Origin of the sequence: Actinoplanes utahensis (assembly GCF_016862455.1) — a bacterium.
Taxonomy (GTDB): Bacteria; Actinomycetota; Actinomycetes; order Mycobacteriales; family Micromonosporaceae; genus Actinoplanes; species Actinoplanes utahensis.
On sequence record NZ_BOMZ01000071.1, the window covers coordinates 23,434 to 40,316 of the forward strand.

Genomic DNA, 16,883 nt, shown 5'->3' on the forward strand with positions numbered 1-16,883 from the left:
GATGGAAGAGATGAACGTGCCCGCTTGGCGGAAGAGCAGCCGCTGCGGAACGTCGACGTGTGTCGAGGTCGCGAAGGTCGGCGAGAACTACCTGATCCGCGACTCGAAGAAGCCCGAGGCCGCTGCTCTGAGCTTCACCGAGGCCGAGTGGGATGCCTTCGTCGAGGGCGTGACGGCGGGCGAGTTCCGCTTCTGATGTCGTCGGGCCCGCCCGCTCTGGCACTGCGTTATTGCAGGAGCGGGCCGGTCAAATCTGCGGTCAAATACTCGCAAAAAGGAATAAGTACAGCAAATTGACGCCGCATACGCCACATTCAGTGGGATAAGCGGCGTTTCATATTTTTCATTCACGCGCCACTCCGGTCAGTGACGAGTCCCTCGCTTAACGTGGATTCCGAACCGTCACGGAGGTGTACAGAATGATCAAGTTGGGGGAAGGGCTCCACTGGCGGCGGAGCAGTTTCTGCTCCCACAGCGCCTGTGTCGAGGTGGCACGGATCGAGGATGGCTACCTCGTCCGTGACTCCAAGGACCCTGCCGGTACGTACCTCGCCTTCACCCGCCAGGAGTGGGCGGCGTTCATGGACGGAGTCAAGGCGGGGGAGTTCGGTTTCTGATGACTCACGTTCCACCGCAGCACCGGGCTGCCGCGGGCCGAGCGCGGCATACTGCAGTGGTGGACCGCAGACCGGACGCCACCGAAACCGACCGCTTCTCCCTGCTCCACGAGGCGGCCGACACCATGCTGGACGAGCTCACCGAGCGCTACCTGGTCGAGCGCCGGGAGGGCAAGGAACCGCTCGGGCTCGATGACGCGCTCGTGCGGACCGACCGGCTCATTCCCCGCATGCCCACCGCCGCGCCACTGGCGATCCAGTTCACCGAGCCCGGCCTGCTGCTGCGGTTCGGCCGCTGGTGGACCGAGTCGCTGCCGGCCTGCCCTTGCGACGCCTGCGACGAGGACCCGAAGGTGCTGGTCGAGCGCTTGCGGGTGCACGCCGACGCGCTGATCGAGGGCGGGCTGTGGGAACGCGTGCGCCGTGGCCTGGGCGGGTCCTGGTTCGAGACCAGGCTGATCGGGGCCGGCGTCAAATCCGACCGGGAAGGCCCCCTCTCCGCGACCGGCGCCCGAGACGCCCGTCGCGGAGGGTTCGCCGCCGCGGTGCAGTGGGCGCCCTGGCAGTTGCGTTCGCTCTGAGCCGCCGTTCGCAGGCGGCACGCTGATCCGCGGCGAGACGCTGAGCGGCCGCGGCCGCTGGGCTGGTGGCCGCCGCGTGCGCCGCCGACAACCGCGGGGCCCTACCGCGGGTTCTGCTGCCCAGCCGGATCTTAGATAGGTTGGCTTAGAGAACGCTTTCACGATCACACGGGGTCACCCTTTGAGCACAGTCGAGACGGTCAGTCTCCGGTCCTCCACTCGATCGGTCTACGTCACCTTCATCTTCCTCGGCGTCGCCATGGCCAGCTTCGCCGCCCGCATCCCGCAGATCCGCGACGAGCTCGGGCTCACCCCGTCGCAGCTCGGGCTGGTCCTGCTGGCCATCGCGGCCGGGTCCATCACGTCGCTGCCGCTGGCCGGGCACATGGTCAGCAGGTTCGGATCCCGGGTCATGGTCGGCACGATGGCCGTCGTGCTCGGGTCGGCGCTGGCCGGCGTCGCGGTCAGCTTCCACTACGGTGTCGTGCCCGTGGTGATCGCGCTCTACGTCTACGGCTTCTCCACCGGCGCCTGGGACGTGGCGATGAACGTGCAGGCCGCTGTGGTGGAGCGCCGTCTCGGCCGGTCGATCATGTCGCGCTTCCACGCCGGGTACAGCGTCGGCACGGTGGTCGGCGCGCTGGCCGGGGCGGGCGCGGTGAAACTCGGTGTCCCGGTCACGGTGCACGTGGTGGTCGCCTGTGTGCTGGTCGTGGCGGCGGTGGTGCCGTCGGTGCGCTGGTTCGTGGCCGATGAGTCGGCCACGGAGACCGAGAGCGGGGAGAAGCCCAGCACCCTGACCGCCTGGCGGGAGCCGCGCACCCTGCTGATCGGCCTGTTCGTGCTGGCTTTCGCGCTGACCGAGGGCGCCGGGATCGACTGGATCAGCATCGCGCTGATCGACGACTACGGCACCGAGGCGTCCACCGGCACGCTCGGCTTCGCGCTGTTCCTGGCCGCGATGACGGTGGGCCGGTGGTACGGGCCCAACCTGCTGGACCGTTACGGCCGGGTCCCGGTGCTGCGCGGCCTGGCCGTGGCCGGCCTGGGTGGGCTGCTGATCTTCGTGTTCGGCCCGTCGGCGCCTGTCGCGTTCGCCGGAGCCATGCTCTGGGGGCTCGGGGCCTCGCTGGGTTTCCCGGTCGGAATGAGCGCGGCAGCGGACGAACCGGCGAAGGCGCCGGCCCGGGTCGCTGTGGTCGCCTCCATCGGGTACTGCGCGTTCCTCGGCGGGCCGCCGCTGATCGGCTTCCTCGGCGACCATTTCACGGTGTCCCGTGGCCTGCTCGCGGTCGCGATGCTGCTGGTCCTGTCGATCGCCTTGACGCCGGCATTGCGCGAGCCCACCGCAGAATCCACCTGACCGTGTGGCGTTCGGGTGCCTATGGTTGCCCGAACGCCACGCCCGGTTCAGGCGGTGCGGTCGGCAGCGGTGGCGATCCACTCGTCGTCGGCCGCCTTCTTCAGGGCCATGCCGTCCTTGCCGTTGTAGGCGACGAACTTCGGCAGGACGGCGGCCAGCACCAGGCTGCCCGCCACGCACAGGACACCGCCCAGCCAGATCGCACCGGGGACACCCAGGCCGGTACGGGCCATCGCGCCCGCTCGCAACTGCCCGAGCAACGGCCCGGTGGTGTACGAGAGCATCTCGATGCCCGCCAGCCGGCCACGCAGATGATCGGGGATCGTCTGATTCCAAATGATCATGCGGAAGAGGCCGGACACCATGTCGGCCGCACCGGCGAACGCCAGACAGAACAGGGTCAGCCACAGGGTGTCGGACAGGCCCACGCCGATGATGCCGACACCCCACAGCGCTGCCGCTATCAGCACCATCAGGCCGTGCCGGTGGACACGTGCGGTCCACCCGGAGCCGAACGTGGCGATCAGCGAGCCGATCGCGGGCGCGGCGTAGAGCAGCCCGAGCACTTTCGGCCCGCCCAGGTCCTCGGCGAGGAACGGGTAGAGCGCCGACGGCATGCCGAAGAACATCGCGTTGATGTCGACCAGGTAGGTGCCGAGCAGTTCGGGGCGGGACCTCGCGTACTTCAGGCCGGTGACCACGCTCTTCAGCGACGGGCGATCGGCGGCGACCGGCGGCGGGACGGCCTTGACCAGGGTCAGGCAGATCAGCGAGACGGCGAAGGTGAGCAGGTCGAACGCGTACACCCAGGCAAGGTCGAAGCTGGCCAGCAGGATGCCGGCCAGCGGCATGCCGAACAGCTGGGCGAACTGCATGCCGAGCGAGTGCAGCGACATGACGGCCGGCAGTTCCTCCGGCTTCACCAGCCGGGGCAGCATCGCGTCCAGCGCGGGTCGTTGCAGGCCGGCGACGGCGGCGGTGAGGAATGCCGCCACGTAGAGCAGCCACAGGTGCGGCTCGTCGGAGAGCGAGTTGAACAGCAGGATGCCGCAGATCGCGGCCAGCGCCAGCTCGGAGCCGCGGACCAGCAGCCGGCGGTCGATGTAGTCGGCGAGCGCGCCGCCGACGAACGACATGATCAGCAGCGGAAGCAGCTCACAGACGCCGATCAGGCCGACCATCAGCGGGTCGTCGGTCAGCTTCGCCACCTGGTACGGAATGGTGACGTAACTGATGAAGGACCCGAACGCGGTCGCGACACCGCCGATGAAGACGAGCCGGAAGTCCCGGGAGGTGCGTAACGGGGACAGGTCCAGGCCCAGGCGGCGCTTCGTACTCACGGAAGGCCATCCTGCCCCAGCGGGCCGGGCACCGCACCGCGATATAGCCCACCCTTACTTCATCACCAGGATCCCGGTCCGGCGGAACTCGGCGAGGTCGGCGAGGGCCTCGTCGACGATGAACGACTCCTGCGGCAGCTTGTCCAGGGCGAAGAAGCCGGCGTCCACGCTCTCGTCGGTCTGCCGGAGCAGCTCACCCTCCCAGGAATGCACCACGAACGACATCAGCACCTGCTGATAGGTGTGCTGGTACTCGTTGGTGTAGGTGTAGTTGGTGTAGAACGCGTACGGCGTCAGCGACGTCGCCCGCAGCCCGGTCTCCTCCCACAGCTCACGGACGGCGCACTGCTCCATGCTCTCGCCCAGCTCCATCGCGCCGGCCGGGATCGCCCAGCGATGATTGTCGGACCGCTGGATGAGCAGCAGCCTGCCCCGTTCGTCGAGAACCACCGTGCGCGCGCCGACGAAGAAGATCGTGTCGGTGTCGCCGATGCTCGCCCGAACCTTGCCCAGGTAAGACTCCGCCCATGTCAGTGCCATCGAGCCACCCCATCTGCCACGCCCATGGGAGAAGAGTAGTCACGCCGACTTCTTCGTGGCCTTCGTGGCGGACGTGCTCTTCCTCGCGTTCGTGGTCTTCTTGGCCGCGGCGGCGGTGGACTTCTTCGCGCTCGCCCGGGGGGCTTTGGCGGCCTTTTTCGCGGGTGCGGGCGCGTTGTCCGTACCCTCGGAAGCTCGTGCCTGTTTCGCGCGTTCGACGGATGCCTTGAGCGCCGCCATCAGGTCGATCGCCGCGGGAGCGGCCTCCTCGGGCTCGTCCGGCTGGATCACCTCGCGGCCCTCGACCTTGGCGTCGATGACCTCCTGCAGCGCGGTGCGGTAGTTGTCGGTGAACTCGTCGGGCTTGAAGCTGCCGGCCATCGAGTCGATGAGCGAGCTCGCCATCGCGAGCTCGGCCGGGCGGGTCTCGATGTGATCGTCGAGGAAGCCGAACTCGGGCGTGCGGACCTCGTCGGGCCACATCATGGTGTTGAGCACGAGCACGTCGTCGCGGACCCGCAGGGTGGCGAGCTGCTCCCGCTGCCGGATCGCGATCTTGACGATGGCCACCCGGTCGGCGTCGCGGAGGGCGTCACGCAGCAGCACATAGGGTTTCGCGGCCTGGCCCTCGGGTTCCAGATAGTAGGCCTTGGCGAACAGGATCGGGTCGATCTGCTCCGCCGGAACGAATTCGAGCACGTCAATGGCCCGGGACGTACTCAGGGGCAGCTCGGCGAAGTCCTCATCGGTCAGGATCACCATTTCGCCGCCGCCGATGTCGTAGCCCTTGGCGATGTCGTCGTAGGACACCACCTCGCCGTCCACCGAGCAGGTGCGTTGGTACTTGATCCGGCCCCCGTCGGTGCGATGCACCTGGTGGAAGCGGATGTCCTTCTCCTCGGTCGCCGAATAGAGCTTGACGGCGATCGACACCAGACCGAATGAGACAGCGCCCTTCCAGATCGCTCGCATGTTCCCAGAATGGCATCACTGGGACGCCTGCGTAAGGTGAACGCTTTTGCCTATGGTGATCGGGTGGCCGGATCACCGCTGACACCGATGCTCGCGACTGCGGGCCGGCTGCCGGTGGGCCCGGACTGGAGCTACGAGTTCAAGTGGGACGGGGTGCGGGTCCTGGCCCTCTTCGACGGCGGGCCGCCACAGCTGTTCGCCCGGTCCGGCGCGGTGGTCACGCCCGCCTACCCGGAGGTCGCCGACCTGCATCTGCCCGAGGGGACGCTGCTGGACGGCGAGATGGTCGTCTTCGACGCGGCCGGGCGGCCGTCGTTCACCGCGCTGGCGGAGCGGATGCACGTCCGGGACAAGCAGAAGGCCGCCGCCCTCGCGGTCACCGTTCCGGCCACGTACCTCATCTTCGATCTGCTCTTCCACGACGGGATCGACTACACCGGGCTGCCCTACCTGGCTCGCCGTGAGCGTCTGGAGGAGCTCGACCTGGCCGGGCCGCGCTGGATGGTGCCGCCGTCCTTCGGTGACGGGCCGGCCACCGAGGCCGCCGCCCGGGAGAACCAGCTCGAAGGCGTGATGGCCAAGCGCTCCGACTCGGTCTACCTGCCCGGACACCGTTCCGCCGACTGGGTCAAGGTCAAGTTCGACCGGACCGGCGACTACGTGATCGGCGGCTGGCGGCCCGGCGCCCGCAAGCTCGGCGGCCTCCTGATCGGCGTGCCGACCCCGTCCGGCCTGGCCTTCCGGGGCCGGGTGGGCGGCGGCATCGGCGCGGCGGCCGAGCGCGACCTTCTCTCACGGCTGGCGCCGCTCGCCAGTTCCGGTTCGCCGTTCGCTCCCGGTGCGGTGCCGCGTGCGGATGCCCGGGGAGCCCATTGGGTACGCCCCGAGCTCGTGGCCGAGATCCGCTACGGCAACCAGACGCCCGACCGTCGCCTGCGCTTTCCCCGCTTTCTGCGGCTGCGCGACGACAAGCTGCCCTCGGAGTGTGCCGACGATGCCCCGTGACCGGTTCCTGGTGACCATCGAAGGACGCGACGTCGAGCTGTCGAACCTCGACAAGGTCATGTACCCGGCGGCCGGGTTCACCAAGGGCGAGGTGATCGACTACTACACGCGTGTCGCTCCGGTCATGCTGCCGCACCTGCGGAATCGAGCGGTCACCCGGATCCGCTATCCCAACGGGGTCGACGAGGCGCACTTCTTCGAGAAGAACAAGCCCGGGGGTACGCCGTCCTGGGTGCGCCTGGAGACCCTGCCGGTGCCGGGGTCCACGAAGAGTCGGGAGACCATCGACTTCGTGGTGGTCGACGAGCTGGCCACGCTGGTCTGGCTGGCGAATCTGGCGGCGATCGAACTGCACACGCCGCAGTGGCGGATCGGCGCCGGCCCGGACCTGCTGGTCGTCGACCTGGACCCGGGGGCGCCGGCCGGGCTGCACGAATGCTGCGCGGTGGCGGTCTTGATGCGGGATCGGCTCGCCGCCGACGGCATCGCCGCCTATCCGAAGACGTCCGGGAAGAAGGGCATGCAGTTGTGCTGCCCGATCTCCGGCACCCAGTCCTCGGAGACCGTCTCGGCCTACGCGAAGCGGGTCGCCGAGGAACTGGCGAAGATGGTGCCGGGTTCGATCACCGCGAAGATGGCCCGACAGCTGCGGCCCGGGAAGATCTTCATCGACTGGAGCCAGAACGCGGCGGCCAAGACGACGGTGACGCCGTACTCGCTGCGGGCCGGGGAGTCGCCGACCGCTTCCACGCCGCTCACCTGGGACGAGGTGGTGGCCATGGCGACCGGGGAGATGCCGTCGTGGCAGTGCGGCGCGGCCGAGACCCTGCAGCGGGTCGAAACGCACGGTGACCTGCTCGCCGACATCCTCCAGCCCGGCCCGGCGGTGCCGACCTGACGCCGCTGACCCCTTATTCGCCCGGCCCGGCCCGTTCAGGGGTGCCGGGCCGTTTTCTTTTCCGGCTCGGCTGTGTATAACTGTTCTAGAACTCAGTTCTAGAACAGTGGAGGTGCGCCGTGACCGAGATCGCGCTGCCGATGCCGGCCGCCAGTGTCATGACCGAGCCCGGCGAGCTGGGGCGGTTCGGGGAGTACGGCGGGCGATACGTGCCCGAGTCGCTCGTCCCGGCCTGTGCCGCGGTCGAGGAGGCGTTCCGGGAGGCGTGGGCCGACCCGCGGTTCCACCGCGACCTGGACCGGCTGCTCGCCGTGCACGCCGGCCGGCCCACCGCGCTCACCCCGGCCTGGCGGCTCTCCGCCGAACTGGGCGTCAACGTGCTGCTCAAGCGCGAGGACCTGGCGCACACCGGCTCCCACAAGATCAACAATGTGCTCGGGCAGGCGCTGCTCGCCCAGCGGATGGGCAAGACCCGGATCCTCGCCGAGACCGGCGCCGGACAGCACGGCGTCGCCACCGCCACCGCGGCCGCGCTGCTCGGCCTCGAAGCGACGATCTTCATGGGCGAGGTCGACATCGAGCGGCAGGCCCTCAACGTCTTCCGGATGAAGATGCTCGGCGCCGAGGTCATCCCGGTCACCAGCGGCACCCGGACCCTCAAGGACTCCACGAGCGAAGCCATGCGGCACTGGGTCACCTGCGTCGACGAGGCGTACTACTGCCTCGGCTCCGTGATGGGCCCCCACCCGTACCCCTGGATGGTCCGGGAATTCCAGCGGGTCATCGGCGACGAGGCACGCCGCCAGTGCGCGGCCGAACTCACCACCGGAAACCCCGACTACGTGGTCGCCTGCATCGGCGGCGGCTCCAATGCCGCCGGCACGTTCGCCGGATTCGCCGACACCCCGGCGCAGCTCATCGGCGTCGAGGCCGAAGGCGGCGCGGCCATCGCGGCCGGAAAGACCGGTGTGCTGCACGGGTTCCGGTCCTACCTGCTCCAGGACGAGAACGGGCAGGTCAGCGAGGCGCACTCGATCGCGGCCGGACTGGACTACCCGGGGATCGGACCGGAACACGCCTACCTCAAAGACATGGGCCGGGCCCGGTACGTGACGGTCAGCGACGCCGAGGTGATCCCGGCGGTGCACCGGCTCGCCCGTACCGAAGGCATCCTCCCGGCGCTGGAATCAGCGCACGCCATCGCCTGGGTGATCCGGGCCGCCGAGTCGGGGGAGCTGCCGCCCTGGTCGACGGTGCTGGTGACGCTCTCCGGCCGCGGCGACAAGGACATGGCGACCCTGATGGAGGCATCATGACAGGCTTCGTGGCAGTCGAAGAACACCTGCGCGCGCGCCGGGACACCGGCCGGTCGGTGCTCGTGCCCTATCTGACCGGCGGCATCAGCGAGAACTGGACCGACTACCTGCGGGAGTACGCCCGCAACGGCGCCGACGCGATCGAGATCGGGCTCCCGTTCTCCGACCCGATCCTCGACGGGCCGACCATCCAGGATGCCTCGGACCGCGCGCTGCGGCGCGGCGTCACGGTCAGGAGCGTGCTGGACGAGGTGGCGGCGGTCGACGTGGGAATCCCGCTGATCGCCATGACCTACTACAACCTGGTGATCTCCCGGCCGTCCTTCTGCGCCGAACTCGCGGCGGCCGGGATCAGCGGGCTGATCGTGCCGGACGTGCCGATCGACGAAGCCGCACCGCTCGCCGCCGCCGCCGAAGCGGCAGGAGTCGAACTGACGTTGCTGGCCGCGCCGGCCACACCCACCGACCGGCTCGCCGAGATCGTCGGACGCAGCCGCGGCTTCGTCTACGCCGTCTCGGTGATGGGCACGACCGGCACGGAGTTCGCCGCCTCCGGCGGGCGGCTCGCCACCGAAGTGCGGCGGCTCACCGACCGGCCGGTGCTGCTGGCCTTCGGCATCTCCACCCACGAGCACGCCGTCGCCGCCGCCGAGTCGGCCGACGGCGTGGTGATCGGGGCGACGCTGATGCGACGGATCCTCGACGGAGAGTCCCCGGAACAGCTCGGCGCCGTGCTGGCCGGGTTCCGGAAGGCGCTCGACGCGTGATGGGCCAGACTGTGTCCCGTGAAGATCCCCGCATATCGGCGCATCGCCGCCGATCTGGCCGACAAGATCCGGACAGGGGTGTACCGGCCCGGTGACGCGCTGCCCGCGCAGCGGGAACTCAGCACCCGGTACGGCGTGACGCTGATGACCCTGCGCCAGGCCCTTCAACAGCTGCGCGACGACGGGCTGATCCTGCAGCAGGCCGGGCGGGGCACGTTCGTGGCGCCGGTGCAGGCCGCGTACCGGGTCGACACGCTGCGCAGCTTCGTCGAGGACCTGCGCGAACAGGGCCACGACGTGACCACCGAGGTGATCTCGGTTGCCGCGGAGGGCGCCGGCCTGCGTCTGGAACGGGTACGGCTGCTCGGCGACCAGCCGGTCATCCATCAGACGTCGTGGATCCCGGAACCGTACGGCTCCCGGATCGCCGACGAGAACTTCCGACGAACCTCGCTGTACGAGGCGCTCGCCGACGCCGGGGTGACGATCGTGCGCGCCTCGGAACGCATCGTTCCGGGGCTGCTCACCGAACCGGTCGCCGGTCACCTGCGGCGGCCGGCCGGTGAGGCGGTCTTCGTCAGCGAGCGGACCACCTACGCCATGGACGAGCAGCCGGTGGTGGTGGACCGCGCCGTCATCCTCGGCGACCTGATGGAGATCCGCGCCGAACGCGCCGCCACTCGCCTGTCCCTCCAATGGGCCACCGCGGAGTGATCGGCGGCATCCCCAGGACCGGCATGACTCTTGCCGTCGATCAGTCGATCAGTCGATCTGCGGGATCGGCGGGCCGAGGACGTCGTCCGCGTCGACGATCTTGTAGGCGTAGCCCTGTTCGGCGAGGAAGCGCTGACGGTGGGCGGCGTACTCGGTGTCGATCGTGTCCCGGGAGACGACCGTGTAGAAATGCGCCTGCCGCCCGTCGCCCTTCGGCCGCAGCACCCGGCCGAGACGCTGCGCCTCCTCCTGCCGTGAACCGAACGTGCCGGACACCTGGATCGCCACCGCCGCCTCCGGCAGGTCGATGGAGAAGTTCCCCACCTTCGACAGCACCAGGGTCCGCAGCGATCCGTCCCGGAACGCGTCGAACAGCCGCTCCCGCTCCTTGTTCGTCGTCGAACCCTGCACGATCGGGGCGTCCAGGAACTCGCCGAGCTCGTGCAACTGGTCCAGGAAACCGCCGATCACCAGCACCTGCTCCTGCGGGTGCTTGTCGACCAGGGCCCTCACCACGGGCAGTTTGGTGCGTGCCGTGGCCGCGACCCGATAGCGCTCCTCGGCCTCGGTCACCGCGTACGACATCCGCTCCGCGTCGGTGAGGGTGACCCGCACCTCGACACACTCCGCCGGGGCGATCCAGCCCTGCGCCTCGATGTCCTTCCAAGGCGCGTCGTACCGTTTCGGGCCGATCAGGGAGAAGACGTCACCCTCGCGGCCGTCCTCGCGGACCAGCGTGGCGGTGAGACCCAGCCGCCGGCGGGCCTGCAGGTCCGCGGTGAACCGGAAGATCGGCGCCGGCAGCAGGTGCACCTCGTCGTAGACGACCAGGCCCCAGTCCCGTGCGCCGAACAGGTCCAGGTGGGTGAACGCGCCACCACGGCGCGAGGTGAGCACCTGATAGGTGGCGATGGTGACCGGGCGGATCTCCTTGCGCTCCCCGCTGTACTCCCCGATCTCCTCCTCGGTCAGCGTGGTCCGGGCCAGCAGCTCCCGTTTCCACTGCCGGCCGGCGACCGTGTTGGTCACCAGGATCAGCGTGGTGGCCTTGGCCGTCGCCATCGCCGCCGCGCCGACCAGCGTCTTCCCCGCGCCACAGGGCAGCACCACCACCCCTGAGCCCCCGGCCCAGAAACCGTCGACCGCCTCCTGCTGGTACGACCGGAGCGTCCACCCGTCCTCTCTGAGGTCGATCTGGTGCGCCTCGCCGTCCACGTAACCGGCCAGATCCTCGGCCGGCCAGCCCAGCTTGAGTAGTGCCTGCTTGAGCCGGCCGCGCTCGGACCCGTGCACCATGATCGTCTCGTCGTCGATCCGGGTGCCGAGCATGCCGGCCAGCTTCTTCGATTTAGCCACCTCGATCAGCACGATCTTGTCGAGGCCGCGCAGGACCAGCCCGTGCACCGGGTCGTTGAGCAGCTGAAGGCGACCGTACCGATCCATCGTCTCGGCGACGTCGACCAGCAGCGCGTGCGGCACCGGGTACCGCGAGAACTTGATCAGCGAGTCGACCACGCTCTCCGCGTCGTGCCCGGCGGCCCGGCTGTTCCACAGGCCCAGCGGGGTCAGTCGATAGGTGTGCACGTGTTCCGGAGAACGCTCCAACTCGGCGAAGGGCGCGATCGCCATCCGGCATGCCTGCGCGTCCGGGTGATCAACCTCCAGGAGAAGGGTCTTGTCCGACTGCACGATCAGTGGTCCGCCACTCACGCGTACGCCCTCCGAAGAGCCGAGATGCCGACCCTCCAGTCTGCCACGAGATTCGTCTACAACCTTTCGCCCTCGTAGAGCGTCGGTATTAACGGCGGGGTCGTGCGTCAAACGGGGGCGCACGACCCCGCAAAACCCCTACTCGCCGACAATCAGGGCGTTGAGCTCTCCGAGATTTTCGAACGCGGCCCGCTCGACCGCCGTGTTTCGATCCTGGTCGATGAGTTTTTCTGCAATCAGCCCTGCCTCGGTGTGCCGACTCCACGATGCGCGAGGAGTTGGACGGCACTGTTTCGGATGCTCTCGACGCAGCCTTCGTCGATGAGCTCGTCCTCCCAGGTCGTCTCACCCTTGTAATTCGGCATGCCGGCCTCCCTGAAGCTCTCTCGATATAGCGCCTATAGGCCCTGCGCAGCTAGTCGCAAGTCGGCAGGCGAGGGACTATTCCTCCGTGACTGCGGCGGTGATGCGGTGGAGGGCGAAGGTGTGCAGGCTCTCGCCGCGTTCGTCCTCGGCACGGAGGTAACCGGCCGACAGGGAGACCGGACGGACCAGGCGGGACAGAGTGGCGCCGTGCGAGTCGACGTAACCGACCCAGACGCGGGCCTTGTCGCGGACCGCCTGCTGGAGCACCGCCATCGCCTGGGTGTGCTGCTGGACCGCGGTCAGGCCGGGGATCGCCTGGCCGTGTGCGGCCCGCACGGTGACCGGGGCGCGCCGGGCGGCCCGGGTGGCGATGTCACCACGGCGGAGCTGTTCGACCACCCCGGCCAGGCGTGGGCCGGTCAGCACGGGGGTGGACGCTTCGGCGATGCGCGGGGAGCGGCTCGGGGCCCGCCGAACTTTCGGCCGGCTCAGCACGGTGGTGCCGCCGGCGTCCTCGGCGACCGGGGCGTAACCGGCCTCGCGCAGCGCGCCCAGCAGCCGGGTCACCGGGCGCGGGCTGACCAGCACGGTCGGTGCGATCCGGCGCAGGTCGAGGGTGCCGACCCGCTTGTCGGCGAGCACTTCGGCCAGCAGCGCCTCGTCGTCGCTGCGCAGGTAGGAGCCGGCCGAGCCGCTGCGCAGACCGCCGTGCCGCCGGGCGGCGTCGTCGATCAGGTAGGTCAGCGTCTGCGGCACCGGGGTACGGGACCGGCGGCGGAACAGCTCGTGCAGGTCGGTGGCCTGGTAGCCGATGTCGAGGGCACGCCGCACGCTGGCCGGGGTGACCCGGAAGACGCTCGCCGACTCCTGCTCGGTCAGCACGTCGAGTTCGGTGGCCAGGTCGGGCTCGGGCGGGCCGGGCACGATCACGGTCAGGTCGGCCTGCACCAGCATGTGATCGACCGGGGCGGGCAGCAGCTGGTCGAGGGCGCGGACCGCGTCGGCGTGCGCGTCCTCCGGGTGCACCCCGAGCGGGTCGGTCTCGTCCGGTCCGGAGTCGTTCAGGAGCAGGCGGGCGTACGAGGTGAGCGCGCCCAGCCCGGTGATCCCCAGCAGGGCCGCCCCGGCGTACGCGTCCCGATGTGCCGCCTCCCGGCCGCGGGCCCGCCGGGGCGCCTGCCACGACAGCAGGGCCAGCAGGTCGTCGGTGGCCGGCGCGGCACCGGTGTCCAGTTCGGCGAGCGCGTTCAGCGCCTCCCGGCGGGCCTGTGGGGCGCCGGCTCGTTCCGCGTCGGGGGCGAGGGCGTTGATCGGCCGGTCGCGTTCGTCGCGGCGGCCGACCAGGCCCGGCTGCCGGGTCATCGCGAGCCAGGCCCGGGCGAGGGCGCCCCAGCGGTGGGCGATGCCGGTGGCGCGCCACAGGTCGTACGCCCCGGTGGGCAGGAATAGCTCCTGGTTGGGGCCGGCGTCGGTTTCGCCGAGCAGGCCGGCCGCGTACGCCGTCTCGACCAGCAGCGCCGTCCCCGCCTCGTCGGTCCCGGCGACTTTGGCCAGTCGTTTCAGGTCGCGGACGCCGAGCCCGCCGGTGCGCAGCACGGGGGCCGGCTCGGCGGCGAGGGTCTCGAGGATCGCCTCGGTGGCGCGGACCGCCTCCATGGTCTGCCCGGCGCCGGCGGAGTCGGCGGACCGCGGATCGCGTGACGGGGCGCCCGGGACCGGCGGGAGCGGGCGCAGCACGCCGAGCGGGCCGGTCTCCCGGCGCAGCAGCATGCCGACTTCCCGGGGGAGCTCGACCAGTTCGCCGTCGGGGCGCGGGGCGCGGCCGGCCTCCGAGATCGGCACCAGGACGTGCTGTTCGACGAGCCAGCGGATCGGTTCGGCCATGCTTTCCGGGCCGAGCGCGGGCCGGTTGAGGGCGCCGACCGGCGGGCCGGCGGCGAGCCGGTCCAGTACGGCCCGGGCGCCGGGTGGCGCGGCGAGCACGGTGCGGCGCAGCTTGGCGCGGTCGGCGCAGAGCGCGGCGGCCCGGGCGTCCAGGTAGTCGGCGGGACGGCCGAGGCCGGCGGGGTACGGCGAGGTGACCTCGTCGACGGCGCCGACGACCTGCAACGCCTCGGGCGGCCCGTGCAGCAGGAACCGCACCCGGAGCCGGTCGATCGCCACCCGGACGTCCTCGGCGGGCGCTGTCCCGGCGAGCTCGAGGATGGCGTCGACCGAGGTCAGCGCGGTGTCGGCGGCCCGGCTCAGGCGGGCCGCGTCGAGAATGGTGAGGGCGAACTCGTCGAGGCCGTCCAGACAGCGGGCGACCGAGTTGCGGGACTGTGCGCGTACGGCGAGGGCCGAGATGTCGGCGGGCACCGGAACGACGAGGTCGGGGCGCAACTGTATGAGCGCGCCCAGAGCTTCGTCCGGCAGCGACCGGAGTTGATCGGCGAATGTGGTGGCCATCGTCTTCAACGCTAACGTTCATGGGACGATAGTGGTTGGTCCGGGCGTGGCCGGGCCTTCGATCTTCAGGAGGACCGAAAGTGGCGAAGGGGATCACGGCGGGCAGCTCGACGCCGGCGAACGAGCACGCTCAGGCGCGCGGTGTGGACATGAAGGGCAAGATGCACGTGTCCGAGCTCGTCTCCGACCGTGCCGCGGCCCCGTCCCCGTTCGGTGACGATCAGACTTTCCCTCTTCCGGTGGAGAGCCTGAGCTACCGGGCGTCCAGCCGGCACCCGTGAGGGACGCGGTCGGTTTCGACCTGGACATGACCCTGATCGACTCCCGGCCGGGTATCCGGGAGACGTATCGGGCGCTCACCGCCGAGACCGGCGTGCACGTCGACGCCGATCTCGCGGTGTCCCGGCTCGGTCCGCCGCTGCGGACCGAGCTGCGGTACTGGTTTCCGGAGGAGGACGTCGAGGAGGCGGTCACCACCTTCCGTGCCCTCTATCCGGATCACGCGGTCACTCCGAGCCGGCCCACCCCGGGCGCGGTGGAGACCCTCGACGCGGTCCGGGCGGCCGGGCTGCGGGTCGTGGTGGTCACCTCGAAACTGGGCCGGCTGGCCCGCCTGCACCTGGATCACCTCGGGTTGCACGCCGACGAGCTGGCCGGTGACCTGTTCTCCGAGGGCAAGGCGGCCGCGCTGACCGAGCACGGCGTCCGGTGGTACGTGGGCGATCACGTCGGCGACATGATCGCGGCCCGGACCGCGGGTGTCCCGGGGATCGGGGTGGCGACCGGCCCGTGTTCCGAGACCGAACTGCGCGAGGCCGGCGCTTCGTACGTGTTGCCCGATCTGACCGTGTTCCCGACGTTACTCAGTGAGATTGCAGTTGGGCCGGGGCCGTCCGCTAGATAGCCTTGCCGTGAGCGGTTGTGTCCATTGAGTGAAGTTGAGGTCAGCGGTGCCCACGGGTCGAGTGAAGTGGTACGACGCAGCGAAGGGATTCGGTTTCGTCACCAGTGACGAGGGCGGAGACGTTTTCCTTCCCAAGGGTGCGCTGCCGGCGGGGGTCACGGAACTGAAGACGGGTCAGCGGATCGAGTTCGGCATCGTCGACAGTCGTAAGGGAGCGCAGGCTCTCGGCGTGAAACTGCTGGACGCCCCGCCGTCCCTGGCCGAGTTGCGCCGCCGCCCGGCGGACGAGCTGGCCAGCATGATCGAGGACATGATCAAGGTTCTGGAGAGCTCGGTGCAGCCGTCTCTGCAGCGTGGGCGCTATCCCGACAAGAAGACCTCGTTGAAGATCGCGCAGCTGGTGCACGCGGTCGCCCGCGAGTTCGAGATCTGACTAGACGAACGACGGAACAGCAGGCGTCAGACCCGCCGCTGCCGCGCGCCCGAGCAGGGCGTCGGCGGCGGCGAGTCCGTCTTCGCCCAATTCCAGGGTGAACTCGTTGACGTACAGCTCGATGTGTTGTTTCACCACCGCGGGCTCCATCTCCTGCGCGTTGGCGAGGATGAAGTCCTGGCCGGCGGCCGGATCGCTCCAGCCGAGCCGCAGTGACTCCCGGATCCAGCCGGTGGCCGCGGCCGGGTCGACAGTGCCGCGCCGGGCGAGGATGGCGCCGAGCGGGATGGGCAGGCCGGTGTCGCGCTCCCACCACTCGCCGAGGTCGACCAGGGCGGTCAGCCCATATCGCTGGTAGGTGAAGCGGGCTTCGTGGATTACCAGGCCGGCGTCGAACCGGCCCTCCGCCACACCCGGCATGATCTGGTGGAACGGGACGACCTCGATGCGGGCCGGCGGCTGATCGGCGGCCCAGAGGCGGAAGAGCAGATATGCCGTGGTGCGGTCGCCGGGGACGGCGACGGTGGCGCCGGTCAGGTCGGTGCGCCCGTTGGTGAGCACCAGGGGGCCGCAGCCGCGCCCGAGCGCACCCCCGCAGGGCAGCAGCTGATAGTCGTCGAGCAGCCAGGGCAGTGCCGCATAGCTCACTTTGACCAGGTCGAACCGGCCGTCGAGGGCAGCCGTGTTCGTCACGTCGACGTCAGCGAAGGTCAGGTCGATCGGCGGCGCCCCAGGCACCAGTCCGTGGATCAGGGCGTGGAACACGAAGGTGTCGTTGGGGCACGGGGAGACCGCCAGGGAGAGCGCCACGCTCCACACGCTAGCTCTCATCCCGCTCCAGAGAAAAATATTCACGTCTCCCTCTGGCCTCGAAGGTGTGACCGTTCTTACACTCCAATTTTGGTGGAT

At 69.8% G+C, this 16,883-nt stretch carries 19 protein-coding genes; 12 read left to right on the plus strand and 7 right to left on the minus strand.

Annotated features, from left to right (window positions below; all coding sequences use genetic code 11):
* The first annotated feature begins 1 nt into the window (after position 1).
* The 4 genes from Aut01nite_RS24085 (at position 2) to Aut01nite_RS24100 (ending at position 2,561) form a co-directional block, all read left to right on the plus strand.
* On the plus strand, positions 2-196 hold the full coding sequence (locus Aut01nite_RS24085) for a DUF397 domain-containing protein (RefSeq protein ID WP_043522688.1): 195 nt from the start codon (positions 2-4) through the stop codon (positions 194-196).
* A 223-nt stretch (positions 197-419) separates the two neighbouring features.
* Positions 420-617, plus strand: coding sequence for a DUF397 domain-containing protein (locus tag Aut01nite_RS24090; protein ID WP_043522687.1), 198 nt, complete (start codon positions 420-422; stop codon positions 615-617).
* A 59-nt stretch (positions 618-676) separates the two neighbouring features.
* Complete coding sequence (locus tag Aut01nite_RS24095; protein ID WP_204037664.1) at positions 677-1,198, plus strand: DUF6226 family protein; 522 nt, start codon at positions 677-679, stop codon at positions 1,196-1,198.
* Between the two features lie 181 nt (positions 1,199-1,379).
* Positions 1,380-2,561 (plus strand): MFS transporter, encoded by a 1,182-nt coding sequence (locus Aut01nite_RS24100; RefSeq protein ID WP_043522686.1) that lies wholly within the window; start codon positions 1,380-1,382, stop codon positions 2,559-2,561.
* 47 nt (positions 2,562-2,608) lie between these two features.
* On the opposite strand, the gene Aut01nite_RS24105 is transcribed toward Aut01nite_RS24100, so the two are convergent.
* Genes Aut01nite_RS24105 through ku form a run of 3 tightly spaced genes read right to left on the minus strand, consistent with a single transcriptional unit; the run spans position 2,609 to position 5,413 of the window.
* Positions 2,609-3,901 (minus strand): MFS transporter, encoded by a 1,293-nt coding sequence (locus Aut01nite_RS24105; protein ID WP_043522684.1) that lies wholly within the window; start codon positions 3,899-3,901, stop codon positions 2,609-2,611.
* A 54-nt stretch (positions 3,902-3,955) separates the two neighbouring features.
* Complete coding sequence (locus tag Aut01nite_RS24110) at positions 3,956-4,441, minus strand: NUDIX domain-containing protein (RefSeq protein WP_043522682.1); 486 nt, start codon at positions 4,439-4,441, stop codon at positions 3,956-3,958.
* Positions 4,442-4,480: 39 nt separating this feature from the next.
* On the minus strand, positions 4,481-5,413 hold the full coding sequence (gene ku / locus Aut01nite_RS24115) for a non-homologous end joining protein Ku (protein ID WP_043522681.1): 933 nt from the start codon (positions 5,411-5,413) through the stop codon (positions 4,481-4,483).
* 63 nt (positions 5,414-5,476) lie between these two features.
* On the opposite strand from ku, the gene ligD (Aut01nite_RS24120) reads away from it, so the two are divergent.
* The 5 genes from ligD (Aut01nite_RS24120) (at position 5,477) to Aut01nite_RS24140 (ending at position 10,113) form a co-directional block, all read left to right on the plus strand.
* Positions 5,477-6,418, plus strand: a complete 942-nt coding sequence (gene ligD / locus Aut01nite_RS24120; RefSeq protein ID WP_043522680.1) for a non-homologous end-joining DNA ligase — start codon at positions 5,477-5,479, stop codon at positions 6,416-6,418.
* On the plus strand, positions 6,408-7,316 hold the full coding sequence (gene ligD / locus Aut01nite_RS24125) for a non-homologous end-joining DNA ligase (protein ID WP_043522871.1): 909 nt from the start codon (positions 6,408-6,410) through the stop codon (positions 7,314-7,316). Before ligD (Aut01nite_RS24120) ends, ligD (Aut01nite_RS24125) begins: the two co-directional genes overlap by 11 nt.
* Before the next feature lie 140 nt (positions 7,317-7,456).
* Positions 7,457-8,632 (plus strand): tryptophan synthase subunit beta, encoded by a 1,176-nt coding sequence (gene trpB, locus Aut01nite_RS24130; RefSeq protein WP_204037668.1) that lies wholly within the window; start codon positions 7,457-7,459, stop codon positions 8,630-8,632.
* Positions 8,629-9,399, plus strand: coding sequence for a tryptophan synthase subunit alpha (trpA, locus tag Aut01nite_RS24135; RefSeq protein WP_052163223.1), 771 nt, complete (start codon positions 8,629-8,631; stop codon positions 9,397-9,399). Before trpB ends, trpA begins: the two co-directional genes overlap by 4 nt.
* Positions 9,400-9,417: 18 nt before the next feature.
* Positions 9,418-10,113: a GntR family transcriptional regulator gene (locus Aut01nite_RS24140; protein WP_373871539.1), complete on the plus strand. Its 696-nt coding sequence runs from the start codon at positions 9,418-9,420 to the stop codon at positions 10,111-10,113.
* Positions 10,114-10,161: 48 nt separating this feature from the next.
* Here Aut01nite_RS24140 and Aut01nite_RS24145 read toward each other — a convergent pair whose 3' ends face one another.
* The 3 genes from Aut01nite_RS24145 to Aut01nite_RS24150 all read right to left on the minus strand — a co-directional run bounded on the left by Aut01nite_RS24145 (position 10,162) and on the right by Aut01nite_RS24150 (position 14,637).
* The gene (locus Aut01nite_RS24145) at positions 10,162-11,823 is read right to left on the minus strand and encodes a DNA repair helicase XPB (RefSeq protein ID WP_043522679.1); all 1,662 of its coding nucleotides are present in this window, start codon (positions 11,821-11,823) and stop codon (positions 10,162-10,164) included.
* A 236-nt stretch (positions 11,824-12,059) separates the two neighbouring features.
* Positions 12,060-12,188 (minus strand): hypothetical protein, encoded by a 129-nt coding sequence (locus Aut01nite_RS44395; RefSeq protein WP_268871680.1) that lies wholly within the window; start codon positions 12,186-12,188, stop codon positions 12,060-12,062.
* 76 nt (positions 12,189-12,264) lie between these two features.
* Positions 12,265-14,637, minus strand: a complete 2,373-nt coding sequence (locus Aut01nite_RS24150; RefSeq protein ID WP_043522678.1) for a helicase-associated domain-containing protein — start codon at positions 14,635-14,637, stop codon at positions 12,265-12,267.
* A gap of 80 nt (positions 14,638-14,717) precedes the next feature.
* Here Aut01nite_RS24150 and Aut01nite_RS24155 point away from each other — a divergent pair, with 80 nt between their 5' ends.
* Genes Aut01nite_RS24155 through Aut01nite_RS24165 form a run of 3 tightly spaced genes read left to right on the plus strand, consistent with a single transcriptional unit; the run spans position 14,718 to position 15,974 of the window.
* Entirely contained in the window at positions 14,718-14,918 is a 201-nt protein-coding gene (locus Aut01nite_RS24155) for a hypothetical protein (RefSeq protein ID WP_043522677.1), read from the plus strand.
* Positions 14,915-15,541 carry an HAD family hydrolase gene (locus tag Aut01nite_RS24160; protein ID WP_043522676.1) on the plus strand — a complete coding sequence of 209 codons (627 nt, stop codon included), beginning with the start codon at positions 14,915-14,917 and terminating at the stop codon, positions 15,539-15,541. Before Aut01nite_RS24155 ends, Aut01nite_RS24160 begins: the two co-directional genes overlap by 4 nt.
* A 46-nt stretch (positions 15,542-15,587) precedes the next feature.
* Positions 15,588-15,974: a cold-shock protein gene (locus Aut01nite_RS24165; protein ID WP_043522675.1), complete on the plus strand. Its 387-nt coding sequence runs from the start codon at positions 15,588-15,590 to the stop codon at positions 15,972-15,974.
* Here Aut01nite_RS24165 and Aut01nite_RS24170 read toward each other — a convergent pair whose 3' ends face one another.
* On the minus strand, positions 15,975-16,784 hold the full coding sequence (locus Aut01nite_RS24170; protein WP_052163222.1) for a 1,4-dihydroxy-6-naphtoate synthase: 810 nt from the start codon (positions 16,782-16,784) through the stop codon (positions 15,975-15,977).
* Positions 16,785-16,883: the final 99 nt, after the last annotated feature.